Here is a 21018-nt window from a genome sequence, read left to right as displayed (position 1 = left end):
TCCGGACATCACACGCAGGCGGTGATGTCCGGCGACAGAATTACTTAGCGCAGCAACAGATAGATACTGTCATTGCCCCGCACGATATGCAGCGCCATGACAGGTGGTTTCGCTTCCAGCACTTTGCGCATTTCAGCGATCGACTGCACACGATCCCGGTTAACGCCAATGATCACATCATCTTTGTGCAGGCCAGCCTGCGCGGCGGCGCTGCCTTTTTCCACATTACCGACGGTGATGCCTTTAGTGCCATCTTTAAGCTGACCATCGCTCAGCTCCGCGCCTTGCAGCGACGGGGAGATCAACTCGGCGCTGGCGGAAGATGAGGTGCTTTTATCAAGCGTCACTTCGACATCCAGTGGTTTACCGTCGCGTAGCAGCCCCAACTTCACTTTTGCACCCGGTTCGGTGGTCGCGATGCGCGAACGCAGTTCGGCGAAGCTGCTCAACGGTTTGCCGTTCAGGCTCACAATCACATCACCCGATTTGATCCCCGCTTTCGCCGAACCCGAGTTCGGCAGCACTTCACTGACAAATGCGCCGCGCTGCACGTTCAGGTTAAAGGCTTTGGCAATATCTGCACTCATTTCGGTGCCTTTAATGCCCAACAGTCCGCGTTTGATTTCACCAAACTGAATCAACTGATGAGAGAGGGTTTGTGCCATGTTGCTTGGAATCGCAAAACCGATGCCAACGCTACCGCCGCCCGGTGCGAGTATCGCCGTGTTAATACCGATAAGTTCGCCGTTCAGGTTGAGCAGCGCGCCGCCAGAGTTGCCACGGTTAATGGAAGCATCGGTCTGAATAAAGTTTTCCAGCCCTTCAAGGTTCAGGCCGCTACGACCCAGCGCAGAAACAATCCCTGATGTGGCGGTTTGGCCAAGACCGAAGGGGTTACCCACGGCAATCACGAAATCGCCGACGCGCAACTGATCGGAATCGGCGATGGCAATTTGCGTCAGGTTGCTCGCATTTTGTAATTGCAGTAGCGCGATGTCGCTCTGATCGTCCCCGCCAATCAATTTGGCTTCGAATTCGCGCCCATCGTTCAACTGTACGTTGATTTTTTGTGCTTGGTTAATCACGTGGTTATTGGTCAGCACGTAACCTTTGGCGGCATCGATAATCACCCCGGAACCGAGGCCTTCAAACGGCTGCGGTTGCTGCTGTGGTTGATCTGGCATCTCTTCGCCGAAATATTTTTTCAATTCTTCAGGGACTTTCTGGCCTTGTACCGCTGTGCCTTCTACCTGCACGCTGACTACCGCCGGCAGAACCTTTTCCAGCACGGGGGCGAGGCTTGGTAACGCGCCCTGGCCTGGGATTTGTGATGGCATTGCCGCAAAGGTCTGAAAGGGTGCCGAGAGAGTTAACCCGACACTTAACGCAAATGCACTCAACAGCTGGGTTTGTTTCTTCATTGATGCTGGCTCTCGTAACCTGAAGTGGAAAGAATGACGCCCCAAAACAGTTTGATGTTATTGAAATTTCAACCGGGTAACAATGAGGTGAATGACTAAATAATAGCTGCGATGCGCAAGAAGGGACGGGCGCAAGGAGCGCGCCCGTAAATATTTAAGATGCGTTCGATTATTTACGGCTAGCGCCGCCGCGCAGCAGGCCGGATGCACCTTCAGAATAGTCGCGCGGGATCTGCACCGGCGCCTGATCGTTGCTGGCTTCGGATTCGGCCAGACGGTTGCGGAACGGGTTCTCTTCCGCGGACATTTCCGGCAGCAGGCTGGTCGAACTTTTCGCCATATGCTGATAAAGCTGGCGGTAATCGTCTGCCATGTTATCCAACAGCTCAGCGCTGCGGGCAAAGTGGCTCACCAGCTCTTCGCGGTAATCTTCGAGTTCCGCTTTGTTTTTTTCCAGTTCGTACTGCAAGGCCTGTTGTTGGCGCAATTTGCGGTTTCCGAAACGCATACCCACGGCACCAATAATAATGCCGACAACCAACCCAATTAGCGCATATTCCCAGGTCATGAACTTCTCCCGTTGTTTTTTGATTCCGTAGGGTGTGGGCTGCAAGCTCCTGCCTGCGCCTGATTGTGCCACTATAACCGCTAATCGTGCAGAAGTGGAATCCTGACGCAGCATCGCGTAGTGTAGAACGGCCTTTTTTTCGTCAACCCTGTGGGGGCGGATCGATTTTCAAGGAATAACAACAACACCATGCAGAGCCTTTCCCCAACATCGCGATATCTAAATGCCCTGAACGAGGGTAGCCATCAACCGGATGATGTGCAAAAAGAAGCCGTCTCGCGGCTGGATGTCATTTACCGGGCATTAATTAACCGCAGCGAACCCGCCGCGCCACAAAGTGGTGGCTTGCTGGCGACGTTTGGCAAGCTGCTCGGCAAACGTGAGCTTAAAGAAGCCGCCCCCGTGCGTGGCCTTTATATGTGGGGCGGCGTCGGGCGGGGAAAAACCTGGCTGATGGATATGTTCCATCAAAGCCTGCCCGGCGAGCGTAAACAGCGTCTGCACTTTCACCGTTTTATGCTGCGCGTCCATGAAGAATTGACCTCGCTGCAAGGGCAAAGCGATCCGCTGGAAATCGTGGCCGACCGCTTTAAAGCCGAAACCGATGTACTGTGCTTTGACGAGTTTTTTGTGTCGGATATCACCGATGCCATGCTGCTTGGTGGGCTGATGAAAGCGCTGTTCGCACGCGGTATCACGCTGGTGGCGACATCGAATATTCCGCCGGATGAACTGTACCGCAACGGTTTACAGCGGGCGCGGTTTTTACCCGCCATCGAGGCAATTAAGCAGTTTTGCGACATCATGAATGTCGATGCGGGCGTGGATTATCGCCTGCGAACACTGACGCAGGCGCACCTGTGGTTAACGCCGTTAGATGCCAGTACCGCTCAGCAGATGGACAAACTGTGGTTGGCGTTGGCAGGTGCTGCACGACAAAACGCGCCGGAATTAGAGATTAATCACCGACCATTGCCAACGTTGGGTGTAGAAAACCAAACGCTGGCGGTGTCGTTTTCTACCCTCTGCGTGGATGCCCGCAGCCAACATGACTACATTGCACTGTCGCGGCTCTTCCATACGGTGATGTTATTTGATGTGCCGGTGATGACGCCGCTGATGGAGAGCGAAGCCCGGCGGTTTATCGCGCTGGTGGACGAGTTCTACGAGCGCCATGTCAAGCTGGTGGTTAGCGCAGCGGCAGCGTTGCATGACATCTACCAGGGTGAGCGCCTGAAGTTTGAGTTCCAGCGCTGTTTATCTCGCTTGCAAGAGATGCAGAGCGAAGAGTATCTGAAACGCGCGCATATGCCCTGATGCGACCTTGCCCTCTTTATATTGCCAGCGGGCGACAAAACCTGCGTCAAATCACGAAAAGGGGTCGATCTTTGACCCCGACTTCTCTATAATCCTGCGACCCCACGTTACAAGAAGGTTTTTTTCCCGAAACTTTCTCTGCGCCGGCATAGGCTATTCGAAGGGGTAGGTTTGCTGGACAATGTCGTGTGAACCTCAACTGACTAAACGTTTGGGTGTTCACCAACGTGTAACTAATTATTTGGGTAAGCTTTTAATGAAAACTTTTACAGCTAAACCAGAAACCGTAAAACGCGACTGGTATGTTGTTGACGCGACCGGTAAAACTCTGGGCCGTCTGGCTTCCGAACTGGCTCGTCGCCTGCGCGGTAAGCATAAAGCGGAATACACTCCGCACGTTGATACGGGTGATTACATCATCGTTCTGAACGCAGAAAAAGTTGCTGTAACCGGCAACAAGCGCGAAGACAAAATGTACTACCACCACACCGGCCACATCGGTGGTATCAAAGAAGCGACCTTTGAAGAGATGATTGCTCGCCGTCCTGAGCGTGTGATTGAAATCGCGGTTAAAGGCATGCTGCCAAAAGGCCCGCTGGGTCGTGCTATGTACCGTAAACTGAAAGTTTACGCTGGCAACGAGCACAACCACGCGGCACAGCAACCGCAAGTTCTTGACATCTAATCGGGATTATAGGCAATGGCTGAAAATCAATACTACGGCACTGGTCGCCGCAAAAGCTCCGCCGCTCGCGTGTTTATCAAACCGGGCAACGGTAAAATCGTAATCAACCAGCGTTCGCTGGAACAGTACTTTGGTCGTGAAACTGCCCGCATGGTAGTTCGTCAGCCGCTGGAACTGGTCGACATGGTTGAAAAATTGGACCTGTACATCACCGTTAAAGGTGGTGGTATCTCCGGTCAGGCTGGTGCGATCCGTCACGGTATCACCCGCGCTCTGATGGAGTACGACGAGTCCCTGCGTTCCGAACTGCGTAAAGCTGGCTTCGTCACTCGTGACGCGCGTCAGGTTGAACGTAAAAAAGTCGGTCTGCGCAAAGCACGTCGTCGTCCGCAGTTCTCCAAACGTTAATTGGTTTCTGCTTCGGCAGAACGATTGGCGAAAAAACCCGGTGCGAACCGGGTTTTTTTATGGATAAAGATCGTGTTATCCACAGCAATCCATTGATTATCTCTTCTTTTTCAGCATTTCCAGAATCCCCTCACCACAAAGCCCGCAAAATCTGGTAAACTATCATCCAATTTTCTGCCCAAATGGCTGGGATTGTTCATTTTTTGTTTGCCTTACAACGAGAGTGACAGTACGCGCGGGTAGTTAACTCAACATCTGACCGGTCGATTAAGTCCGGTAGCAGTAAATTCTGAATATATACCTGGAGGTTTTCATGGCTGTCGCTGCCAACAAACGTTCGGTAATGACGCTGTTTTCTGGTCCTGTGGACATCTATAGCCATCAGGTCCGTATCGTGCTGGCCGAAAAAGGTGTCAGCTTCGAAATTGAGCACGTGGAAAAGGATAATCCTCCTCAGGATCTGATTGACCTCAACCCGAATCAAAGCGTACCGACACTTGTAGATCGTGAACTCACCCTGTGGGAATCACGCATCATTATGGAATATCTGGACGAGCGTTTCCCGCACCCGCCGTTAATGCCGGTTTACCCGGTGGCGCGCGGTGAGAGCCGTCTGTACATGCATCGTATTGAAAAGGACTGGTATTCACTGATGAATACCATCCAGAACAGCAGTGGCGCTCAGGCGGACGCGGCGCGTAAACAGCTGCGTGAAGAGCTGTTGGCGATTGGTCCGCTGTTCACCCAGAAACCGTACTTCCTGAACGACGAGTTCAGTTTGGTTGACTGCTACCTCGCACCGCTGTTGTGGCGTTTGCCGGTACTGGGTATTGAACTGAGTGGCACCGGTGCAAAAGAGCTGAAAGGGTATATGACGCGCGTTTTCGAGCGTGATTCCTTCCTTGCCTCTCTGACAGAAGCCGAGCGCGAAATGCGCCTGGGCCGGGGTTAATTGAATGGATTTGTCGCAACTGTCTCCACGCCGTCCGTATTTACTGCGGGCCTTTTACGAATGGCTGCTGGATAACCAGCTTACGCCGCATCTGGTTGTTGATGTGACGTTGCCGGGCGTACGCGTGCCGATGGAGTATGCGCGTGACGGACAAATCGTGTTGAACATTGCGCCGCGCGCGGTCGGCAACCTGGAACTGGCGAATGACGAAGTGCGTTTCAACGCGCGCTTCGGCGGCGTTCCGCGTCAGGTTGAAGTACCCATGGCTGCCGTGTTGGCGGTTTATGCCCGTGAAAACGGTGCCGGTACGATGTTTGAACCGGAAGCCGCGTACGATGAAGATGTCGTCAGCCTGAACGATGACGACAACACTTCAGCGCAGGAAAGCGAGACGGTGATGTCGGTTATTGACGGTGATAAACCCGACCACGAGGACGATCACGATAACAGCCCTGATGACGATCCGCCGCCGCGCGGTGGGCGTCCATCGCTGCGAGTGGTGAAGTAACCCAGAAAGCAGAACCCCCGCGGTTCTGCTTTTTTTTGTGTTGAAAATACGCATAAAAAAGGAGGCCGAAGCCTCCTTTTTGGTCGCTACATGGATATTACACTTCGAGGTAGTTCAGAATACCGTCTGCCGCTTTACGGCCTTCGGCAATCGCCGTTACTACCAAATCGGAGCCACGCACAATATCGCCGCCGGCAAAGATTTTTGGATTGCTGGTCTGGAACGCATTTTCGCTGCCTTCTGGCGCAATCACACGGCCCTGCGAATCCAGCTCAACGCTGTGTTTTGCCAGCCACTCCATGCTGTGTGGACGGAAACCAAACGCCATGACAACAGCGTCTGCCGGAACCACATGTTCAGAACCGGCGACAATTTCCGCACGACGACGGCCTTTTGCATCCGGTGCGCCCATTTCGGTGCGTGCCATCTTCACGCCGCACACTTTACCGTTAGCATTGATTTCAACGCCCAGCGGCTGCACATTGAACTGGAATTCGACACCTTCTTCACGCGCGTTCTTCACTTCGCGTTTCGAACCTGGCATGTTCTCTTCATCACGACGATAAGCACAAATAACGTGCGTCGCGCCCTGACGCACTGACGTACGCACACAGTCCATCGCGGTATCGCCACCGCCAAGCACCACAACACGTTTGCCTTCCATGCTGACATACGGTTCTTCTGGCGTTTCGCCAAAGCCCATAATCTGCTTGGTATTGGCGATGAGGAACGGCAGTGCATCGAACACGCCGTTTGCATCTTCATTTTCCAGCCCGCCGCGCATCGATTGATAAGTCCCGACGCCAAGGAACACCGCATCGTAATCTTTCAACAACTCGTCAATCTGCACGTCGCGACCCACTTCGGTGTTGAGTTTGAACTCAATACCCATACCCGTGAAGATTTCACGACGGCGGGTCATCACCTCTTTTTCCAGCTTAAAGGCCGGAATACCAAAGGTCAGCAGGCCACCGATCTCCGGGTGACGATCGAACACCACCGCTTTGACGCCGTTGCGGGTCAGCACATCGGCGCAAGCCAGGCCCGCCGGGCCAGCACCGATAATTGCCACGCGTTTATCGGTCTGTTTCACACCGGTCAAATCCGGGCGCCAGCCCATTTCAAACGCTTTATCATTGATATAGCGCTCAATGTTGCCGATGGTCACCGCGCCAAACTCGTCGTTCAGCGTACAGGAACCTTCACACAATCTGTCTTGTGGGCAAACGCGGCCGCATACTTCCGGCAGGGTGTTGGTCTGATGCGACAGCTCAGCCGCTTCAAAAATACGCCCCTCATTGGCCAGCTTCAGCCAGTTCGGGATGTAGTTATGGACCGGGCATTTCCACTCACAGTAAGGGTTGCCGCAGGAGAGGCAGCGATCTGCCTGTGCTTTGGCCTGGCCTTCTGAAAACGGCTCATAGATTTCAACAAATTCAATTTTACGGATCTTCAGCGCTTTCTTCGGCGGATCAACGCGCTGCAAGTCGATAAACTGGTATACGTTCTGACTCATTGCTACCCCTTACTGCGCCTGCACACGCAGCTCTGCTGCGCTACGACTACGGTGACCCAACAGTGCTTTCACATCGCTGGACTTCGGCTTAACCAGCGTGAATTTGCTGGAGAAGGCTGGCCAGTTCGCCAGGATCTCTTCGCCGCGCTGCGAACCGGTATGTTGCACATGCTCGGTGATCAGACCGCGCAGGTGCTCTTCATGGATGGCGAGGTCATCGACGCTCAGCACTTCCACCAGTTCCGGGTTCACGCGTTTACGGAATTCACCATCTTCATCCAGCACGTAGGCGAAGCCGCCTGTCATCCCCGCACCAAAGTTAACACCGGTTCTACCTAACACGCAGACGATGCCGCCTGTCATGTATTCACAGCCGTTATCACCGATACCTTCCACCACGGTGATCGCGCCAGAGTTACGTACCGCAAAACGCTCACCCGCACGGCCTGCGGCGTACAGACGACCGCCAGTTGCGCCATACAGACAGGTGTTACCGATAATGCTCGCTTCGTGGCTGCGGAAAGCAGAACCAACCGGTGGGCGTACCGCCAGCAAGCCGCCAGCCATACCTTTACCCACATAGTCGTTAGCGTCGCCAGTCAAATAAAGCTCCACGCCGCCTGCGTTCCAGACGCCGAAGCTCTGGCCTGCGGTGCCGCTAAAGTGTGCTTTGATCGGATCGGCCGCCAGCCCCTGGTCGCCATGGGACTGCGCGATATAACCCGACAGCAACGCGCCGACAGAACGGTCAGTATTGCGAATATCGAACCAGAAGGTTTTACTCTGCTTCTCATCGACAAACGGTTTCGCCTGTTGCAGTAACTGCGCATTCAGTGCGCCATTATCAAACGGCGGGTTGTGCTCGGTGCAGTACAGCGCTTTGCCCGGGTGCGGTTCTGCCGTTTCCAGCAGTTTCGACAGATCCAGTTTTTGCTGCTTGGCGGTAAAGCCATCGAGCTCTTTGAGCAGATCGGTGCGGCCAATCAGATCCACCAGACGTTTCACGCCCAGCTGCGCCATCAGCTCGCGAGTTTCACGGGCGATAAATTCAAAGTAGTTGGTCACTTTGAACGGCAGGCCGTGATAATGGTTTTTACGCAGCTTCTCATCCTGGGTTGCAACACCCGTCGCGCAATTGTTCAGGTGACAAATTCGCAGATATTTACAGCCCAGCGCCACCATCGGGCCGGTACCGAAACCAAAGCTTTCCGCACCCAAAATCGCTGCTTTGATGATGTCCTGGCCGGTTTTCAGACCGCCATCTACCTGCAAACGGATCTTATGACGCAGGCCGTTAGCCACCAGCGCTTGTTGGGTTTCCACCAGGCCAAGCTCCCACGGACAACCGGCATATTTCACCGAAGAGAGCGGGCTTGCACCGGTGCCGCCGTCATAACCGGCGATAGTGATAAGGTCAGCGTAGGCTTTCGCCACGCCGGTCGCGATGGTGCCAACGCCCGGTTCGGAAACCAGTTTGACGGAAATCATCGCTTTCGGGTTGACCTGTTTCAGGTCGAAAATCAGCTGCGCCAGATCCTCGATAGAGTAAATATCGTGGTGCGGCGGCGGGGAGATCAGCGTAACGCCAGGCACGGAATAACGCAGTTTGGCGATGTACGGCGTGACTTTATCACCCGGTAATTGACCGCCTTCGCCCGGTTTTGCGCCCTGAGCCACTTTGATCTGAATAACATCCGCGTTGACCAGGTACGCAGGCGTCACGCCGAAACGACCGGAAGCCACCTGTTTGATGCGCGACACTTTATTGGTGCCATAGCGCGCCGGATCTTCGCCACCCTCGCCGGAGTTAGAGAACCCGCCGAGGCTGTTCATCGCTTCCGCCAGCGCTTCGTGCGCTTCCGGGCTCAGCGCGCCGATGGACATCGCTGCGGTATCGAAGCGTTTGAACAACTCCGTCGCCGGTTCAACATCTTTCAGGCTCACCGCTTCGCCGTTTGGCGTAATCGCTAGCAAATCGCGCAGCGTTGCCGCCGGGCGCTCATTCACCAACTTCGCGTATTGTTGGTAATCGCTGTATTCGCCGCTCTGTACCGCTTGTTGCAGCGTACGCACCACATCCGGGTTGTATGCATGATACTCGCCGCCGTGGACATACTTCAGCAAACCGCCTTGATCCAACGGCTTACGCGCCAGCCATGCGCGTTTGGACAGGTTCACCAGATCTTGCTGGAAATCAGTGAATCCGGCACCACCGATACGGCTAACCACGCCCTGGAAGCAGAGCCCGGAAACATCATCGTGCAGGCCGACGGCTTCAAACAGTTTCGAACAGCGGTAAGAGGCGATAGTCGAAATGCCCATTTTGGACATGATCTTGTACAGCCCTTTGTTGATGCCATTACGGTAGTTCAGCATCACTGTGCGGTAATTTTTCTCGATGGCTTTACTGTCCACCAGTTTCGCCAGCGTTTCATATGCCAGGTACGGGTAAATTGCCGTCGCGCCGAAGCCCAGCAGCACTGCGAAGTGGTGTGGATCACGCGCACTTGCGGTTTCGACAATAATGTTGGCGTCGCAGCGCAGGCTCTTATCTACCAGGCGGGTCTGAATCGCGCCAACGGCCATCGGTGCCGGAACCGGCAGACGGTTTTTGGCAATATTACGGTCGGAAAGTACCAGCAGAACCGTGCCGCTACGCACCATCTGCTCGGCCTTATCGCACAACGCTTTGATGGTCTCTTCCAGCGTGGTTTCGGTGACGTCGAAGGTGATATCGAGCGTGTCGGCGCGGTAGTGTTCCTCTTCCATCGTCGTCAGCTGTTTGAAATCAGAGAACAGCAGGATCGGCGATTTAAAGCTTAAGCGGTGCGCCTGGCCTTCCGCTTCGCAGAAGACGTTCATCTCGCGGCCGATGCTGGTCGCCAGCGACATCACGTGCGCTTCACGCAGCGGATCGATTGGCGGGTTGGTGACCTGCGCGAACTGCTGGCGGAAGTAGTCATAAATGATGCGCGGCTGGCTGGAAAGCACAGCAAATGGTGTGTCATCGCCCATTGAGCCGACGGCTTCCTGGCCATTTTCGCCCAACACGCGGATCACTGAATCCAGCTCTTCGAAGCTGTAGTTAAATTGTTTTTGGTAGCTCGACAGCAGATCGTCGTCCATTTCGCGGGTGCCGACTTCTTCATCCGGCAGATCTTCGAATGGCACCAGGCGACGGACGTTTTTCTCCATCCACTCTTTATACGGGTGGCGGCTTTTCAGATCGTCATCGGTTTCGGCAGAGTGCAGAATGCGCCCGCCACGGGTATCGATAACCATCAGTTCGCCAGGACCAACACGGCCTTTTTCGACCACTTCATCCGGCTGGTAATCCCAAATTCCCACTTCAGAAGCGCAGGTGATCAGCTTGTCTTTGGTGATCACATAGCGCGCCGGGCGCAGGCCGTTACGGTCGAGGTTACAGGCGGCGAAACGACCATCGGACATCACGATGCCCGCCGGACCGTCCCACGGCTCCATGTGCATGGAGTTAAAGTCAAAGAAGCTGCGCAGATCCGGATCCATCTCCGGGTTGTTTTGCCAGGCAGGCGGTACCAGCAAACGCATGGCGCGCACAATATCCATCCCGCCCGCTAACAGCAGTTCCAGCATGTTATCCATTGAACTGGAGTCGGAGCCGGTTTCATTGACGAATGGTGCCGCGTCATGCAGATCCGGGATCAATGGCGTCTGGAATTTGTAAGTACGTGCACGCGCCCATTGGCGGTTACCGGTAATGGTGTTGATTTCGCCGTTGTGCGCCAGATAGCGGAACGGCTGCGCCAGCGGCCAGCGCGGTACGGTATTGGTGGAGAAGCGTTGGTGGAACAGGCAAATGGCTGATTCCAGACGCAGATCCGCGAGATCCAGGTAGAAACGCGGCAGATCCGCCGGCATACACAGACCTTTATAGATGTTCACCAGATTCGAGAGACTACATACGTAGAACTCTTTATCTTCCAGCAGACGCTTTTCGATGCGGCGACGGGCGATAAACAGGCGGCGCTCCATATCGCGCGGACGCCATCCCGCAGGGGCGTTAACAAAAATTTGCTCAATACGAGGCAGCGAGGAGAGGGCGATTTCACCGAGTACCCCTTCGTTGGTTGGCACATCGCGCCAGCCGACAATTGACAGGGTTTCACGTTGAAGTTCTTCTTCTACTACACGGCGCGACGCGCTGGCTTTTTCGGGATCCTGGTTCAGGAATAACATGCCAACGGCGTAGTTTTTGGCTAAGCGCCAGCCGCGTTCTTCCGCAACGATACGGAAAAAACGATCGGGTTTTTGCAGCAGCAGGCCACAACCGTCACCGGTTTTACCATCGGCGAGAATCGCGCCGCGGTGCTGCATTCGGGCCAGTGCGTGAATAGCAGTACGCACTACCTTGTGGCTAGGTTCGCCTTCTATGTGGGCGATCAGGCCGAAACCACAGTTATCTCTCTCAAGAGATTTATCGTACAACATATCAGTGAACCTCCCCAGGCTCTACGAGAGCCCCTCCAGAACGTTACGCACAGGCACAAAAAGAGCATGGCGACGGGGCAATTGCCTCGCATGTCGCCCTCTTTAATTTCCTTTTCGCATCGATACACAAGTGTTGAGGACTTGCTTAAGAGGGAATCTCAATTACTGCATAAATATGATGAGCAGACTGCTCATCCAGAAAGCTTCCAGCGGATTCCCAAGTTATCGGGAATCCGTACACAGGTCAAATGCCGAGCTTATTTATACAAAAATGTGCTAAATAGTGTTTATATTGTTGATAATTAATATTATTTAAGGATTTTTACATTCAATGAACGCGCTACTAAGCGGCAGCAGAGTGTGATCTGACTCACTATCTAAAAGCGCTGTTTCTGATGTTCTATTCTGAGTGGGGTTTTAATGGCAGATTTTTATTCTGCTATGCGCGTCAGAGTTGCATGAACACACTGTTTTTCACGCGTGATAGTATTTCTGCAAAATAACGCAGCGACATAAGGAAAAGTAATCGTCTTTGGGGTGAATGAAATTGCGATTATATTGACTGATTATGCAATGAATAAAAGCCTTCCAGGGCGATTGATCCAGGTCATCGCCGACGAAAGCTAAAAGTGGCAGGCTACGCCCTTTTATTTGGGCGGCCTCTCAGATTATGCAGTTACAGAAATTAGTCAATATGTTTGGTGGGGATCTTGCCCGCCGCTATGGTGAAAAAGTCCATAAACTGACATTACATGGCGGTTTTAGCTGCCCTAACCGCGATGGCACCATTGGTCGCGGCGGTTGCACTTTCTGTAATGTCGCCTCTTTTGCTGACGAAGCGCAGCAGCATCAATCCATTGCTGCACAGCTTGCTCACCAGGCGCAATTGGTGAACCGCGCCCGGCGTTATCTCGCCTATTTCCAGGCTTATACCAGTACTTGGGCGGAAGTGCAGGTGCTGCGCTCGATGTACCAGCAGGCAGTCAGCCAGGCGAATATTGTTGGCTTGTGTGTGGGGACACGTCCGGACTGCGTACCGGAAGCCGTGCTGGATTTATTGTGCGAATACCGCGAGCAGGGTTATGAAGTGTGGCTGGAGCTGGGTTTGCAGACCGCGCATGATAAAACGCTGCATCGTATCAATCGTGGGCACGACTTCGCCTGTTATCAAAAAACGACGCAGCAAGCGCGTGAACGTGGCCTGAAAGTCTGCGCTCATCTTATCGTCGGATTACCCGGCGAGCGCCACATGGACTGTCTGGAGACGATACAGCGCGTTGTAGAGACCGGCGTCGACGGCATCAAGTTACATCCTTTACATATCGTGAAAGGCAGCATTATGGCGAAGGCGTGGGAAGCGGGGCGCCTGAATGGAATAGGCCTGGAAGAGTACACCGTGATCGCCGGCGAAATGATTCGCCATACACCGCCGGAGGTGATTTTCCATCGTGTTTCCGCCAGCGCGCGTCGCCCGACGCTGCTTGCCCCGCTGTGGTGTGAAAACCGCTGGACGGGAATGGTAGAGCTGGATCGCTACCTGAAAGAGCAGGGCGGGCAAGGTTCTGCGCTGGGTCGTTGCTGGCAACTACCCGCCTGATCACATCGTAAAACGCTAATCACCCCTGCATTTTTTGCACAAGCTTCAACGCCTTGCTCAGAATTGAGTATTATTGAGCGGAATTGTTCGAGGAAATCTCTATGAAGCAAATCCGTTTACTGGCGCAATATTACGTCGACCTGATGATGAAGCTGGGTCTGGTGCGCTTTTCCATGCTGCTTGCTTTGGCGTTAGTGGTACTGGCAATCGTTGTGCAGATGGCCGTTACCATGGTGTTGCAGGGGCAAGTGGAAAGCATTGATGTTATCCGCTCCATCTTTTTTGGCTTGCTGATCACACCATGGGCGGTCTATTTCTTATCGGTGGTGGTTGAGCAACTCGAAGAGTCGCGCCAGCGTTTGTCGCGCCTGGTCGAGAAACTGGAAGAGATGCGCGAGCGTGACCTGAAGCTCAATGTGCAGTTGAAGGACAATATTGCCAAGCTTAATCAGGAAATCAGCGACCGCGAGAAAGCGGAAGCCGAGCGTCAGGAAACCTTTGAAAAACTCAAAATAGAGATGCAGGAGCGTGAGCAGACGCAAATCCAGCTCGAACAGCAATCTTCTTTTCTGCGTTCCTTCCTCGACGCCTCGCCGGATCTGGTGTTCTATCGCAATGAAGACAAAGAGTTCTCCGGCTGTAATCGGGCAATGGAGCTGCTGACCGGTAAGAGCGAGAAGCAGCTTATTCACCTCAAACCGCAGGATGTCTACTCGCCGGAAGCGGCAGAAAAAGTGATCGAGACCGACGAAAAAGTTTTCCGTCACAACGTCTCTTTAACCTACGAACAGTGGCTGGATTACCCGGATGGTCGCAAAGCCTGTTTCGAGATCCGCAAAGTTCCTTATTACGATCGCGTCGGTAAACGCCACGGGCTGATGGGCTTTGGTCGCGATATCACCGAGCGTAAACGTTACCAGGACGCGCTGGAGCGCGCCAGCCGGGATAAGACCACCTTTATTTCCACCATTAGCCACGAGCTGCGTACGCCGCTGAATGGCATTGTTGGGTTAAGCCGTATTCTGCTGGATACCGATTTAACGCAGGAGCAGGAAAAATACCTTAAAACGATCCATGTCTCCGCCGTAACGCTCGGCAATATTTTCAACGATATTATCGACATGGATAAGATGGAGCGGCGCAAAGTCCAGTTGGATAATCAACCGCTTGATTTCACCAGCTTCCTGGCCGATCTGGAAAACCTCTCCGCCTTACAGGCGCACCAGAAAGGGTTGCGCTTCGTACTGGAACCCACGTTGCCGTTGCCGCATCAGGTGATTACAGACGGCACGCGTTTGCGTCAGATCCTGTGGAACCTTATTAGCAACGCCGTCAAATTCACCCGTGAAGGGCAGGTCGTGGTGCGTGTGCGTTACGACGAAGGCGATATCATGCACTTTGACGTGCAGGATTCCGGGATCGGTATTCCTCGCGATGAGCAGGATAAAATTTTCGCCATGTATTACCAGGTGAAAGATAGCCACGGCGGTAAACCTGCAACGGGTACCGGTATTGGCCTGGCCGTTTCACGCCGTCTGGCGAAGAACATGGGCGGCGACATTACCGTAAGCAGTGAACCAGGGGCGGGTTCGATATTTACGTTGACCATTCACGCACCGGCGGTGGCAGAAGAAGTTGAAGACGCGTTTGAAGATGATGATATGCCGCTGCCCGCGTTACATGTACTGCTGGTGGAGGATATCGAGCTGAACGTGATTGTCGCGCGCTCGGTGCTGGAAAAACTGGGTAGCAGCGTCGATGTCGCCATGACCGGCACTGCCGCGCTGGAGATGTTCACGCCGGGTGAATACGATTTGGTGTTGCTGGATATTCAGTTGCCAGATATGACCGGGCTGGATATTTCGCGAGAGTTGACCCGCCGTTACGCGCGCGAGGATTTACCGCCGCTGGTGGCGCTTACTGCCAACGTGCTGAAAGATAAACAGGAATACCTCGATGCGGGCATGGATGATGTATTAAGCAAACCGCTGGCAGTCCCGGCATTAACTGCCATGATTAAAAAGTTCTGGGATGCGAGTGAAAGTGAGGAGGAGCCAGTGACAACCATGGACAACAGTAAAGTACAAACGCTGCTTGATACCGCCATGCTTGAGCAATATATCGAGCTGGTCGGGCCGAAATTGATTACCGACGGGTTGGATGTGTTTGAAAAAATGATGCCGGGGTATTTGAGCGTGCTTGAATCAAACCTGACCGCGCGTGACCAAAAAGGAATTGTGGAAGAGGGCCATAAAATTAAAGGCGCCGCAGGTTCTGTCGGGCTGCGCCATCTGCAACAGCTTGGACAGCAGATTCAGTCTCCCGATCTTCCTGCCTGGTGGGATAACGTCGGTGATTGGGTGGAAGAGATGAAGCAGGAGTGGCGCAACGATGTTGCAGTGTTAAAAGCCTGGGTTGCGGACGCTGGAAAAAAATGACCCCGGATTAACCGGGGTGCGCGAATACTGCGCCAACACCAGGGAAATCGTGGCTGCGCCGTAATGAATTGTTTTTTTGCAAGGGCGTAGCCTGAAAAAATTCGACCACACGCACATAAGATAGCAAATCTTAAATGATTTGTTACATCAATCAGTGAAATGTGTGAAGCAAGGCTCCCTTATCAAAATTTTTAATTATCGTCAGTACGTTGCATAAAGGATGAGCAAAATGAAAAAAGTCGGCGTGATTTTCAGCGGCGCAGGCGTGTACGACGGTTCGGAGATTCATGAAGCGGTGATTACGCTTTTAACGATTGCCCGTCATGGTGCGCAGGCGGTCTGTTTCGCTCCCGATAAATGGCAAAGCGATGTGATAAACCATTTAACGGGCGAGACGCTGGCTGAGCGCCGTAATGTCTTGATTGAATCTGCCCGTATTGCCCGTGGAAATATACAGCCGCTGACCCAGGCATCAGCAAACGATCTGGATGCGCTGATTGTACCGGGTGGTTTTGGCGCGGCGAAAAATCTCAGTACTTTTGCCAGCCTCGGGAGTGAATGCACCATTGACAGCAGCCTGAAAAAATTGGTGCTGGAGATGTACGAAGCGGGTAAACCGCTCGGTTTTATGTGCATCGCACCGGCGATGTTGCCGAAACTTTTCGATTTTCCACTACGCCTGACGATCGGCACGGATATTGATACCGCTGAAGTGCTGGAAGAGATGGGGGCTGAGCATGTGCCTTGCCCAGTCGATGATATTGTTGTCGACGAAGAGCACAAAGTGGTGACGACGCCGGCGTACATGCTGGCAGACGACATCGCGCAGGCCGCCTCCGGTATCGAAAAACTGGTGGCGCGCGTACTGGTGCTGGCGGAATGAGGAAATGGTTTCGCGGCCCGCTGAAAGCCACCGTTAAACGCATTGCTCTGCGGGTGTTGTTCGTACTGGCGCTCTTCTGGGGTGGCGGCATTGTGTTGTTCAGCTTCCTGCCGGTGCCTTTTTCCGCCGTGATGGTGGAACGTCAACTGGGCGCGTGGTTTAGCGGTGACTTTGGCTATGTCGCGCATTCCGACTGGGTCGGTATGGATGACATTTCGCCGTGGATGGCGCTGGCCGTTGTAGCCGCTGAAGATCAGCGTTTTCCCGATCACTGGGGGCTGGATTTTAGTGCCATTGAGAAAGCGCTTTCGCATAACGAGCGGCATGAGAACCGCATTCGCGGCGCGTCGACGATTTCACAGCAGACGGTGAAAAACCTGCTGTTGTGGGATGGAAAAAGCTGGGTGCGTAAAGGGCTGGAAGCGGGGCTGACGCTAGGGATGGAAGCGGTGTGGACCAAGCGGAGGATCCTGACCGTTTACCTTAATATCGCTGAGTTCGGGGACGGAGTATTTGGTGTCGAGGAGGCCTCGCAGCGCTATTTCCACAAACCGGCAAGCCGCTTAACTATGTCGGAAGCGGCGCTACTGGCCGCGGTATTGCCAAACCCGATTCGTTTTCAGGCCGCTGCGCCATCTGGCTATGTACGCAGCCGCCAAGCATGGATCCTGCGCCAGATGCGACAGTTGGGCGGGGAAGCGTTTTTACAGAGCAACAAGCTGTACTGAATTAATCTTCGTCAAATCCGGCGTTAAACAGCGCAATCACTGCCGCCAACGCTTCTTCTTCCTGTGGGCCGCTGGCCTCTACTTCAATTTGCCGACCTTTCGCAGAATCCAGCATCAGCAATGCAATCACGCTGCTGGCTTCTGCTTCGGTACCTTCATCGTTGCGTAGCAGCACTTCCGCATCGAAGCCCTGCACCAGTTCAAACAGTTTCATGGCTGGGCGCGCATGCATTCCCAGCTTATTGGTGATCTCAACGATTTGTTTTACGGTCATGTTTTGCGTTTTTCCAGCGTACGGTGACGGGATTGAACGTTCTTACCGCGCGAGCGGAAATAATCCGCCAGTTGTTCGGCGACGTAGACGGAGCGGTGTTTACCACCGGTACAACCGATGGCCACGGTCAGATAACTACGGTTGTTGGTCTCCAGCATCGGTAGCCACAACTCGAGATAACTCCGCGTTTGGTAGATAAAATTATGCACTTCCGTATGTCTGTCGAGGAACGCCGCAACGGGTTTGTCGAGGCCGGTCATCGGGCGCAATTTAGGATCCCAGTGCGGGTTCGGCAGGAAACGAACGTCAAAGACGTAATCTGCATCAATAGGAATACCGTGCTTGAAACCGAAGGATTCAAAAACCATGGTCAGTTCACGCTCGCGCTTACCTAACAGGCGTGTACGCAGCATTTCTGCCAGTTCATGCACCGACATTTCCGACGTGTCGACAATCAGATCCGCACGGGAACGCAGCGGTTCCAGCAAGTTACTCTCTTCGTCAATCGCGCTTTCTAGCGACAGGTTTTTGCTGGAAAGCGGATGTAGGCGACGCGTATCGCTGTAACGGCGGATTAACGTGTTGCGATCGGCATCGAGAAACAATAACTGCGGTGAAAAGGCATCCGGCAGATTGCTCATTGCCTGTTCAAAAATTTCCGGTGACTCCGGCATATTTCGCACATCGATACTGACGGCAGCGGAAGTTTGGCGCTCGGCAAGCGTCTGCGCCAGCTCGGGCAGCAGCACGACTGGCAGGTTGTCGACGCAATAAAAACCCATATCTTCCAGGGCGCGCAGAGCGACGGATTTCCCTGAACCCGAACGACCACTGACGATCATCAGGACCATGAACCATTTCTCCTCAGTACGACTGATAAAAAGGTTTCCTTCCCGTTACGCATCGTCGCTTTCACCTTCCGTCTGCGTGATGATTTGATACAGCTCTTCATCACTTTGCGCGCTACGCAGGCGCCGGCAGATGGTTTTGTCCGCCAGCCTTTTGGCGACCAGCGAGAGCGTATGCAGATGCGTTTTGGTTTGATCCGCTGGTACCAACAGGGCAAACAGCAGATCGACAGGCTGATTATCGATAGCGTCGAAGGCAATGGGCGTTTCGAGTTGCACAAAAACGCCAACGGCGCGAAGCGTGTCTTCTTCAAGCTTACCGTGAGGAATGGCGATACCGTTTCCAATGCCGGTGCTGCCCATTTTCTCGCGCGTAAGAATCGCTTCAAAGACGACTTGTGGCGGTAAGCCTAACTGTTTTGCCGCCAGTTCACTGATGATTTCCAGAGCACGTTTTTTACTCTGGCAGTGAACGCCGCTACGGGTACATTCCTGGTTAAGGACATTGCTCAATTGAAGAGCGGAATCGTTATTCATCATAATTTCACCTGAGCGATGCCAGAGCCAGCCACCCTACCGGGTTACGGTAGGGTGCAACGCACCAGACGGACGCTCGGACAATTAGTGTTGTTTCAGTTTATCTTTATGCTTCGTGAGCTGCCGCGCCAGTTTATCTATTAAACCGTCGATAGCAGCGTACATATCCTGCCCTTCCGCACTGGCATGCAACTCGCCGCCATTGACATGGAGCGTCGCATCCGAGGTGTGAGTCACTTTCTCCACTTTCAACACAATATAGACCTGATTAATCCTTTCGAAATACTGTTCAAGCTTGGCGAATTTATTGGTCACAAATTCACGCAGAGCATCAGTGATCTCGACGTTTTGTCCTGTGATGTTAAGCTGCATAGTGTCTTCCTTATCGGTTGGGTCAAACCAGCTGTTTACGCTGATTCGACGGCGGAATGGATAAAGATTCTCGATACTTCGCAACGGTACGCCGCGCCACCATAATTCCTTGATCGGAAAGCAGGGTCGTCAGCTTACTGTCGCTCAGCGGTTTTGCAGGGTTTTCTGCGGCGATCAATTTCTTCACCAGTGCGCGAATAGCGGTAGAGGAGGCTTCGCCACCACCTTCGGTATTTACATGGCTGGAGAAGAAATACTTCAGCTCGAAAATGCCGCGAGGACTGTGCAGGTACTTCTGGGTCGTTACACGAGAAATTGTCGACTCGTGCATCTCGACGGCCTGGGCGATATCGGCCAGCACCATCGGTTTCATAAATTCTTCGCCTTGTTCAAAGAAGGCTTGTTGCTGTTCAACAATGCAGCGGCTAACGCGCAACAGCGTGTCGTTGCGGCTCTCCAGGCTTTTGATCAACCACTTCGCTTCCTGCAAATTGCTACGGATGAACTGGTTGTCGGCATCGTTACGTGCGCCGCCGCCCATTGAGGCATAATGCTGGTTGATTTGCAGGCGCGGAATGCTGTCGGAGTTCAGCTCCACCGTCCAGCGACCGTTATGTTTGCGCACCAGCACATCTGGAATCACATATTCTGGTTCGCCGGTCTGGATCGACTGTCCCGGGCGCGGATCCAGAGACTGGATCAGGTTTACTGCCTCTTTCAGCACCTCTTCTTTCAGACGCGTCACGCGCATTAGGGTGCGGAAATCGTGATTGGCGAGGAGATCCAGATGATCGCTAATGATAAGCCGGGCTTCTTCGCACCACGGTGTCTCTTTGGCGAACTGCGAGAGTTGGATCAATAGGCAATCGCGCAGATCCCGCGCGGCAACGCCAACGGGATCAAAGCGTTGAATGCGTTTAAGCACCGCCTCGACCTCATCAAGCCCCACGTCATCATTGCCCATGCTCTCCAGCACCTCTTCCAGCGAAACGGTGAGATAGCCTGTTTCGTCAACGGCATCGACAATGGACGTTGCGATAGCACGATCGGTGTCAGAGAAGGGGGTCAGCCCTACCTGCCACATCAAGTAATCCTGCAGTGACTGCGTGGTTTCGCCCTGATAGATAGGCAATTCGTCGTCGATGTAGTCGTGGCTACTGCCGGAAGGAGTCCCGGCAGTGTAAAGCTCATCCCAGCTGGCATCCAGCGGCAACTCATCCGGCATCTCTTTTTGTTCGAGAGCGTCAACGGTATCCAGACCGTCATTTTCCTGAACCTGCTGGCTATCGACTTCCTCATGAAGGTCAGTTTGTTCCAGCAATGGATTACTCTCCAGCGCTTGCTGAAGTTCCTGCTGAAGTTCCAACGTGGACAACTGCAGCAGACGGATGGCCTGTTGCAGTTGTGGCGTCATGGCTAGCTGTTGGCTGAGCCTTAGTTGCAAACCTTGCTTCATATTCAGAGCAGCACTCTCCGACAAAAAATGTCAATAAACC

At 53.6% G+C, this 21018-nt stretch carries 18 protein-coding genes; 9 read left to right on the top strand and 9 right to left on the bottom strand.

Going from position 1 to position 21018, the window contains the following annotated elements; all coding sequences use genetic code 11:
- Window positions 1–44: 44 nt before the first annotated feature.
- Window positions 45–1421, bottom strand: coding sequence for a serine endoprotease DegQ (degQ, locus tag E0L21_RS06545; protein ID WP_131407837.1), 1377 nt, complete (start codon window positions 1419–1421; stop codon window positions 45–47).
- Window positions 1422–1590: 169 nt separating this feature from the next.
- Window positions 1591–1989 carry a Z-ring associated protein ZapG gene (gene zapG / locus E0L21_RS06540; RefSeq protein ID WP_131407835.1) on the bottom strand — a complete coding sequence of 133 codons (399 nt, stop codon included), beginning with the start codon at window positions 1987–1989 and terminating at the stop codon, window positions 1591–1593.
- A gap of 189 nt (window positions 1990–2178) precedes the next feature.
- Here zapG and zapE point away from each other — a divergent pair, with 189 nt between their 5' ends.
- The 5 genes from zapE (at window position 2179) to sspB (ending at window position 5859) form a co-directional block, all read left to right on the top strand.
- Entirely contained in the window at window positions 2179–3306 is a 1128-nt protein-coding gene (gene zapE, locus E0L21_RS06535; protein ID WP_131407833.1) for a cell division protein ZapE, read from the top strand.
- Window positions 3307–3562: 256 nt separating this feature from the next.
- Window positions 3563–3991: a 50S ribosomal protein L13 gene (rplM, locus tag E0L21_RS06525; protein ID WP_004868222.1), complete on the top strand. Its 429-nt coding sequence runs from the start codon at window positions 3563–3565 to the stop codon at window positions 3989–3991.
- Window positions 3992–4006: 15 nt separating this feature from the next.
- Complete coding sequence (gene rpsI / locus E0L21_RS06520) at window positions 4007–4399, top strand: 30S ribosomal protein S9 (RefSeq protein ID WP_000829818.1); 393 nt, start codon at window positions 4007–4009, stop codon at window positions 4397–4399.
- Between the two features lie 313 nt (window positions 4400–4712).
- Window positions 4713–5351 carry a stringent starvation protein SspA gene (gene sspA / locus E0L21_RS06515; protein WP_045512693.1) on the top strand — a complete coding sequence of 213 codons (639 nt, stop codon included), beginning with the start codon at window positions 4713–4715 and terminating at the stop codon, window positions 5349–5351.
- 4 nt (window positions 5352–5355) lie between these two features.
- A complete protein-coding gene (gene sspB / locus E0L21_RS06510) occupies window positions 5356–5859 on the top strand; it encodes a ClpXP protease specificity-enhancing factor (protein ID WP_131407831.1) in 504 nt (167 codons plus the stop codon).
- A gap of 97 nt (window positions 5860–5956) precedes the next feature.
- On the opposite strand, the gene E0L21_RS06505 is transcribed toward sspB, so the two are convergent.
- Entirely contained in the window at window positions 5957–7375 is a 1419-nt protein-coding gene (locus tag E0L21_RS06505; protein ID WP_131407829.1) for a glutamate synthase small subunit, read from the bottom strand.
- 9 nt (window positions 7376–7384) lie between these two features.
- Window positions 7385–11845: a glutamate synthase large subunit gene (gltB, locus tag E0L21_RS06500; protein WP_131407827.1), complete on the bottom strand. Its 4461-nt coding sequence runs from the start codon at window positions 11843–11845 to the stop codon at window positions 7385–7387.
- A gap of 670 nt (window positions 11846–12515) precedes the next feature.
- On the opposite strand from gltB, the gene E0L21_RS06495 reads away from it, so the two are divergent.
- From E0L21_RS06495 to mtgA, 4 genes are all read left to right on the top strand, one after another.
- Window positions 12516–13442 (top strand): TIGR01212 family radical SAM protein, encoded by a 927-nt coding sequence (locus E0L21_RS06495; RefSeq protein ID WP_131407825.1) that lies wholly within the window; start codon window positions 12516–12518, stop codon window positions 13440–13442.
- A gap of 101 nt (window positions 13443–13543) precedes the next feature.
- Window positions 13544–15880, top strand: a complete 2337-nt coding sequence (arcB, locus tag E0L21_RS06490; RefSeq protein WP_131407823.1) for an aerobic respiration two-component sensor histidine kinase ArcB — start codon at window positions 13544–13546, stop codon at window positions 15878–15880.
- 229 nt (window positions 15881–16109) lie between these two features.
- Window positions 16110–16763, top strand: coding sequence for an isoprenoid biosynthesis glyoxalase ElbB (gene elbB, locus E0L21_RS06485; protein WP_131407821.1), 654 nt, complete (start codon window positions 16110–16112; stop codon window positions 16761–16763).
- Window positions 16760–17491, top strand: coding sequence for a monofunctional biosynthetic peptidoglycan transglycosylase (mtgA, locus tag E0L21_RS06480; RefSeq protein ID WP_131407819.1), 732 nt, complete (start codon window positions 16760–16762; stop codon window positions 17489–17491). The genes elbB and mtgA overlap by 4 nt, the downstream gene beginning before the upstream one ends.
- 1 nt (window position 17492) lies before the next feature.
- On the opposite strand, the gene npr is transcribed toward mtgA, so the two are convergent.
- The 5 genes from npr to rpoN form a co-directional block, all read right to left on the bottom strand.
- A complete protein-coding gene (gene npr / locus E0L21_RS06475; RefSeq protein WP_090121644.1) occupies window positions 17493–17765 on the bottom strand; it encodes a PTS phosphocarrier protein NPr in 273 nt (90 codons plus the stop codon).
- A complete protein-coding gene (gene rapZ / locus E0L21_RS06470) occupies window positions 17762–18616 on the bottom strand; it encodes an RNase adapter RapZ (protein ID WP_017457318.1) in 855 nt (284 codons plus the stop codon). The genes npr and rapZ overlap by 4 nt, the downstream gene beginning before the upstream one ends.
- 45 nt (window positions 18617–18661) lie before the next feature.
- Window positions 18662–19153, bottom strand: a complete 492-nt coding sequence (ptsN, locus tag E0L21_RS06465) for a PTS IIA-like nitrogen regulatory protein PtsN (protein ID WP_017457319.1) — start codon at window positions 19151–19153, stop codon at window positions 18662–18664.
- Between the two features lie 81 nt (window positions 19154–19234).
- Window positions 19235–19522, bottom strand: a complete 288-nt coding sequence (hpf, locus tag E0L21_RS06460) for a ribosome hibernation promoting factor (protein ID WP_020455445.1) — start codon at window positions 19520–19522, stop codon at window positions 19235–19237.
- Window positions 19523–19544: 22 nt separating this feature from the next.
- Window positions 19545–20978: an RNA polymerase factor sigma-54 gene (gene rpoN / locus E0L21_RS06455; protein ID WP_131407817.1), complete on the bottom strand. Its 1434-nt coding sequence runs from the start codon at window positions 20976–20978 to the stop codon at window positions 19545–19547.
- Window positions 20979–21018 lie beyond the last annotated feature (40 nt).

It is taken from the genome of Kosakonia quasisacchari (assembly GCF_004331415.1).
In the GTDB taxonomy this organism is placed as follows: Bacteria; Pseudomonadota; Gammaproteobacteria; order Enterobacterales; family Enterobacteriaceae; genus Kosakonia; species Kosakonia quasisacchari.
Note: the sequence above shows the minus strand (reverse complement) of the source record. Positions and strands in the feature narration are given on the sequence as shown.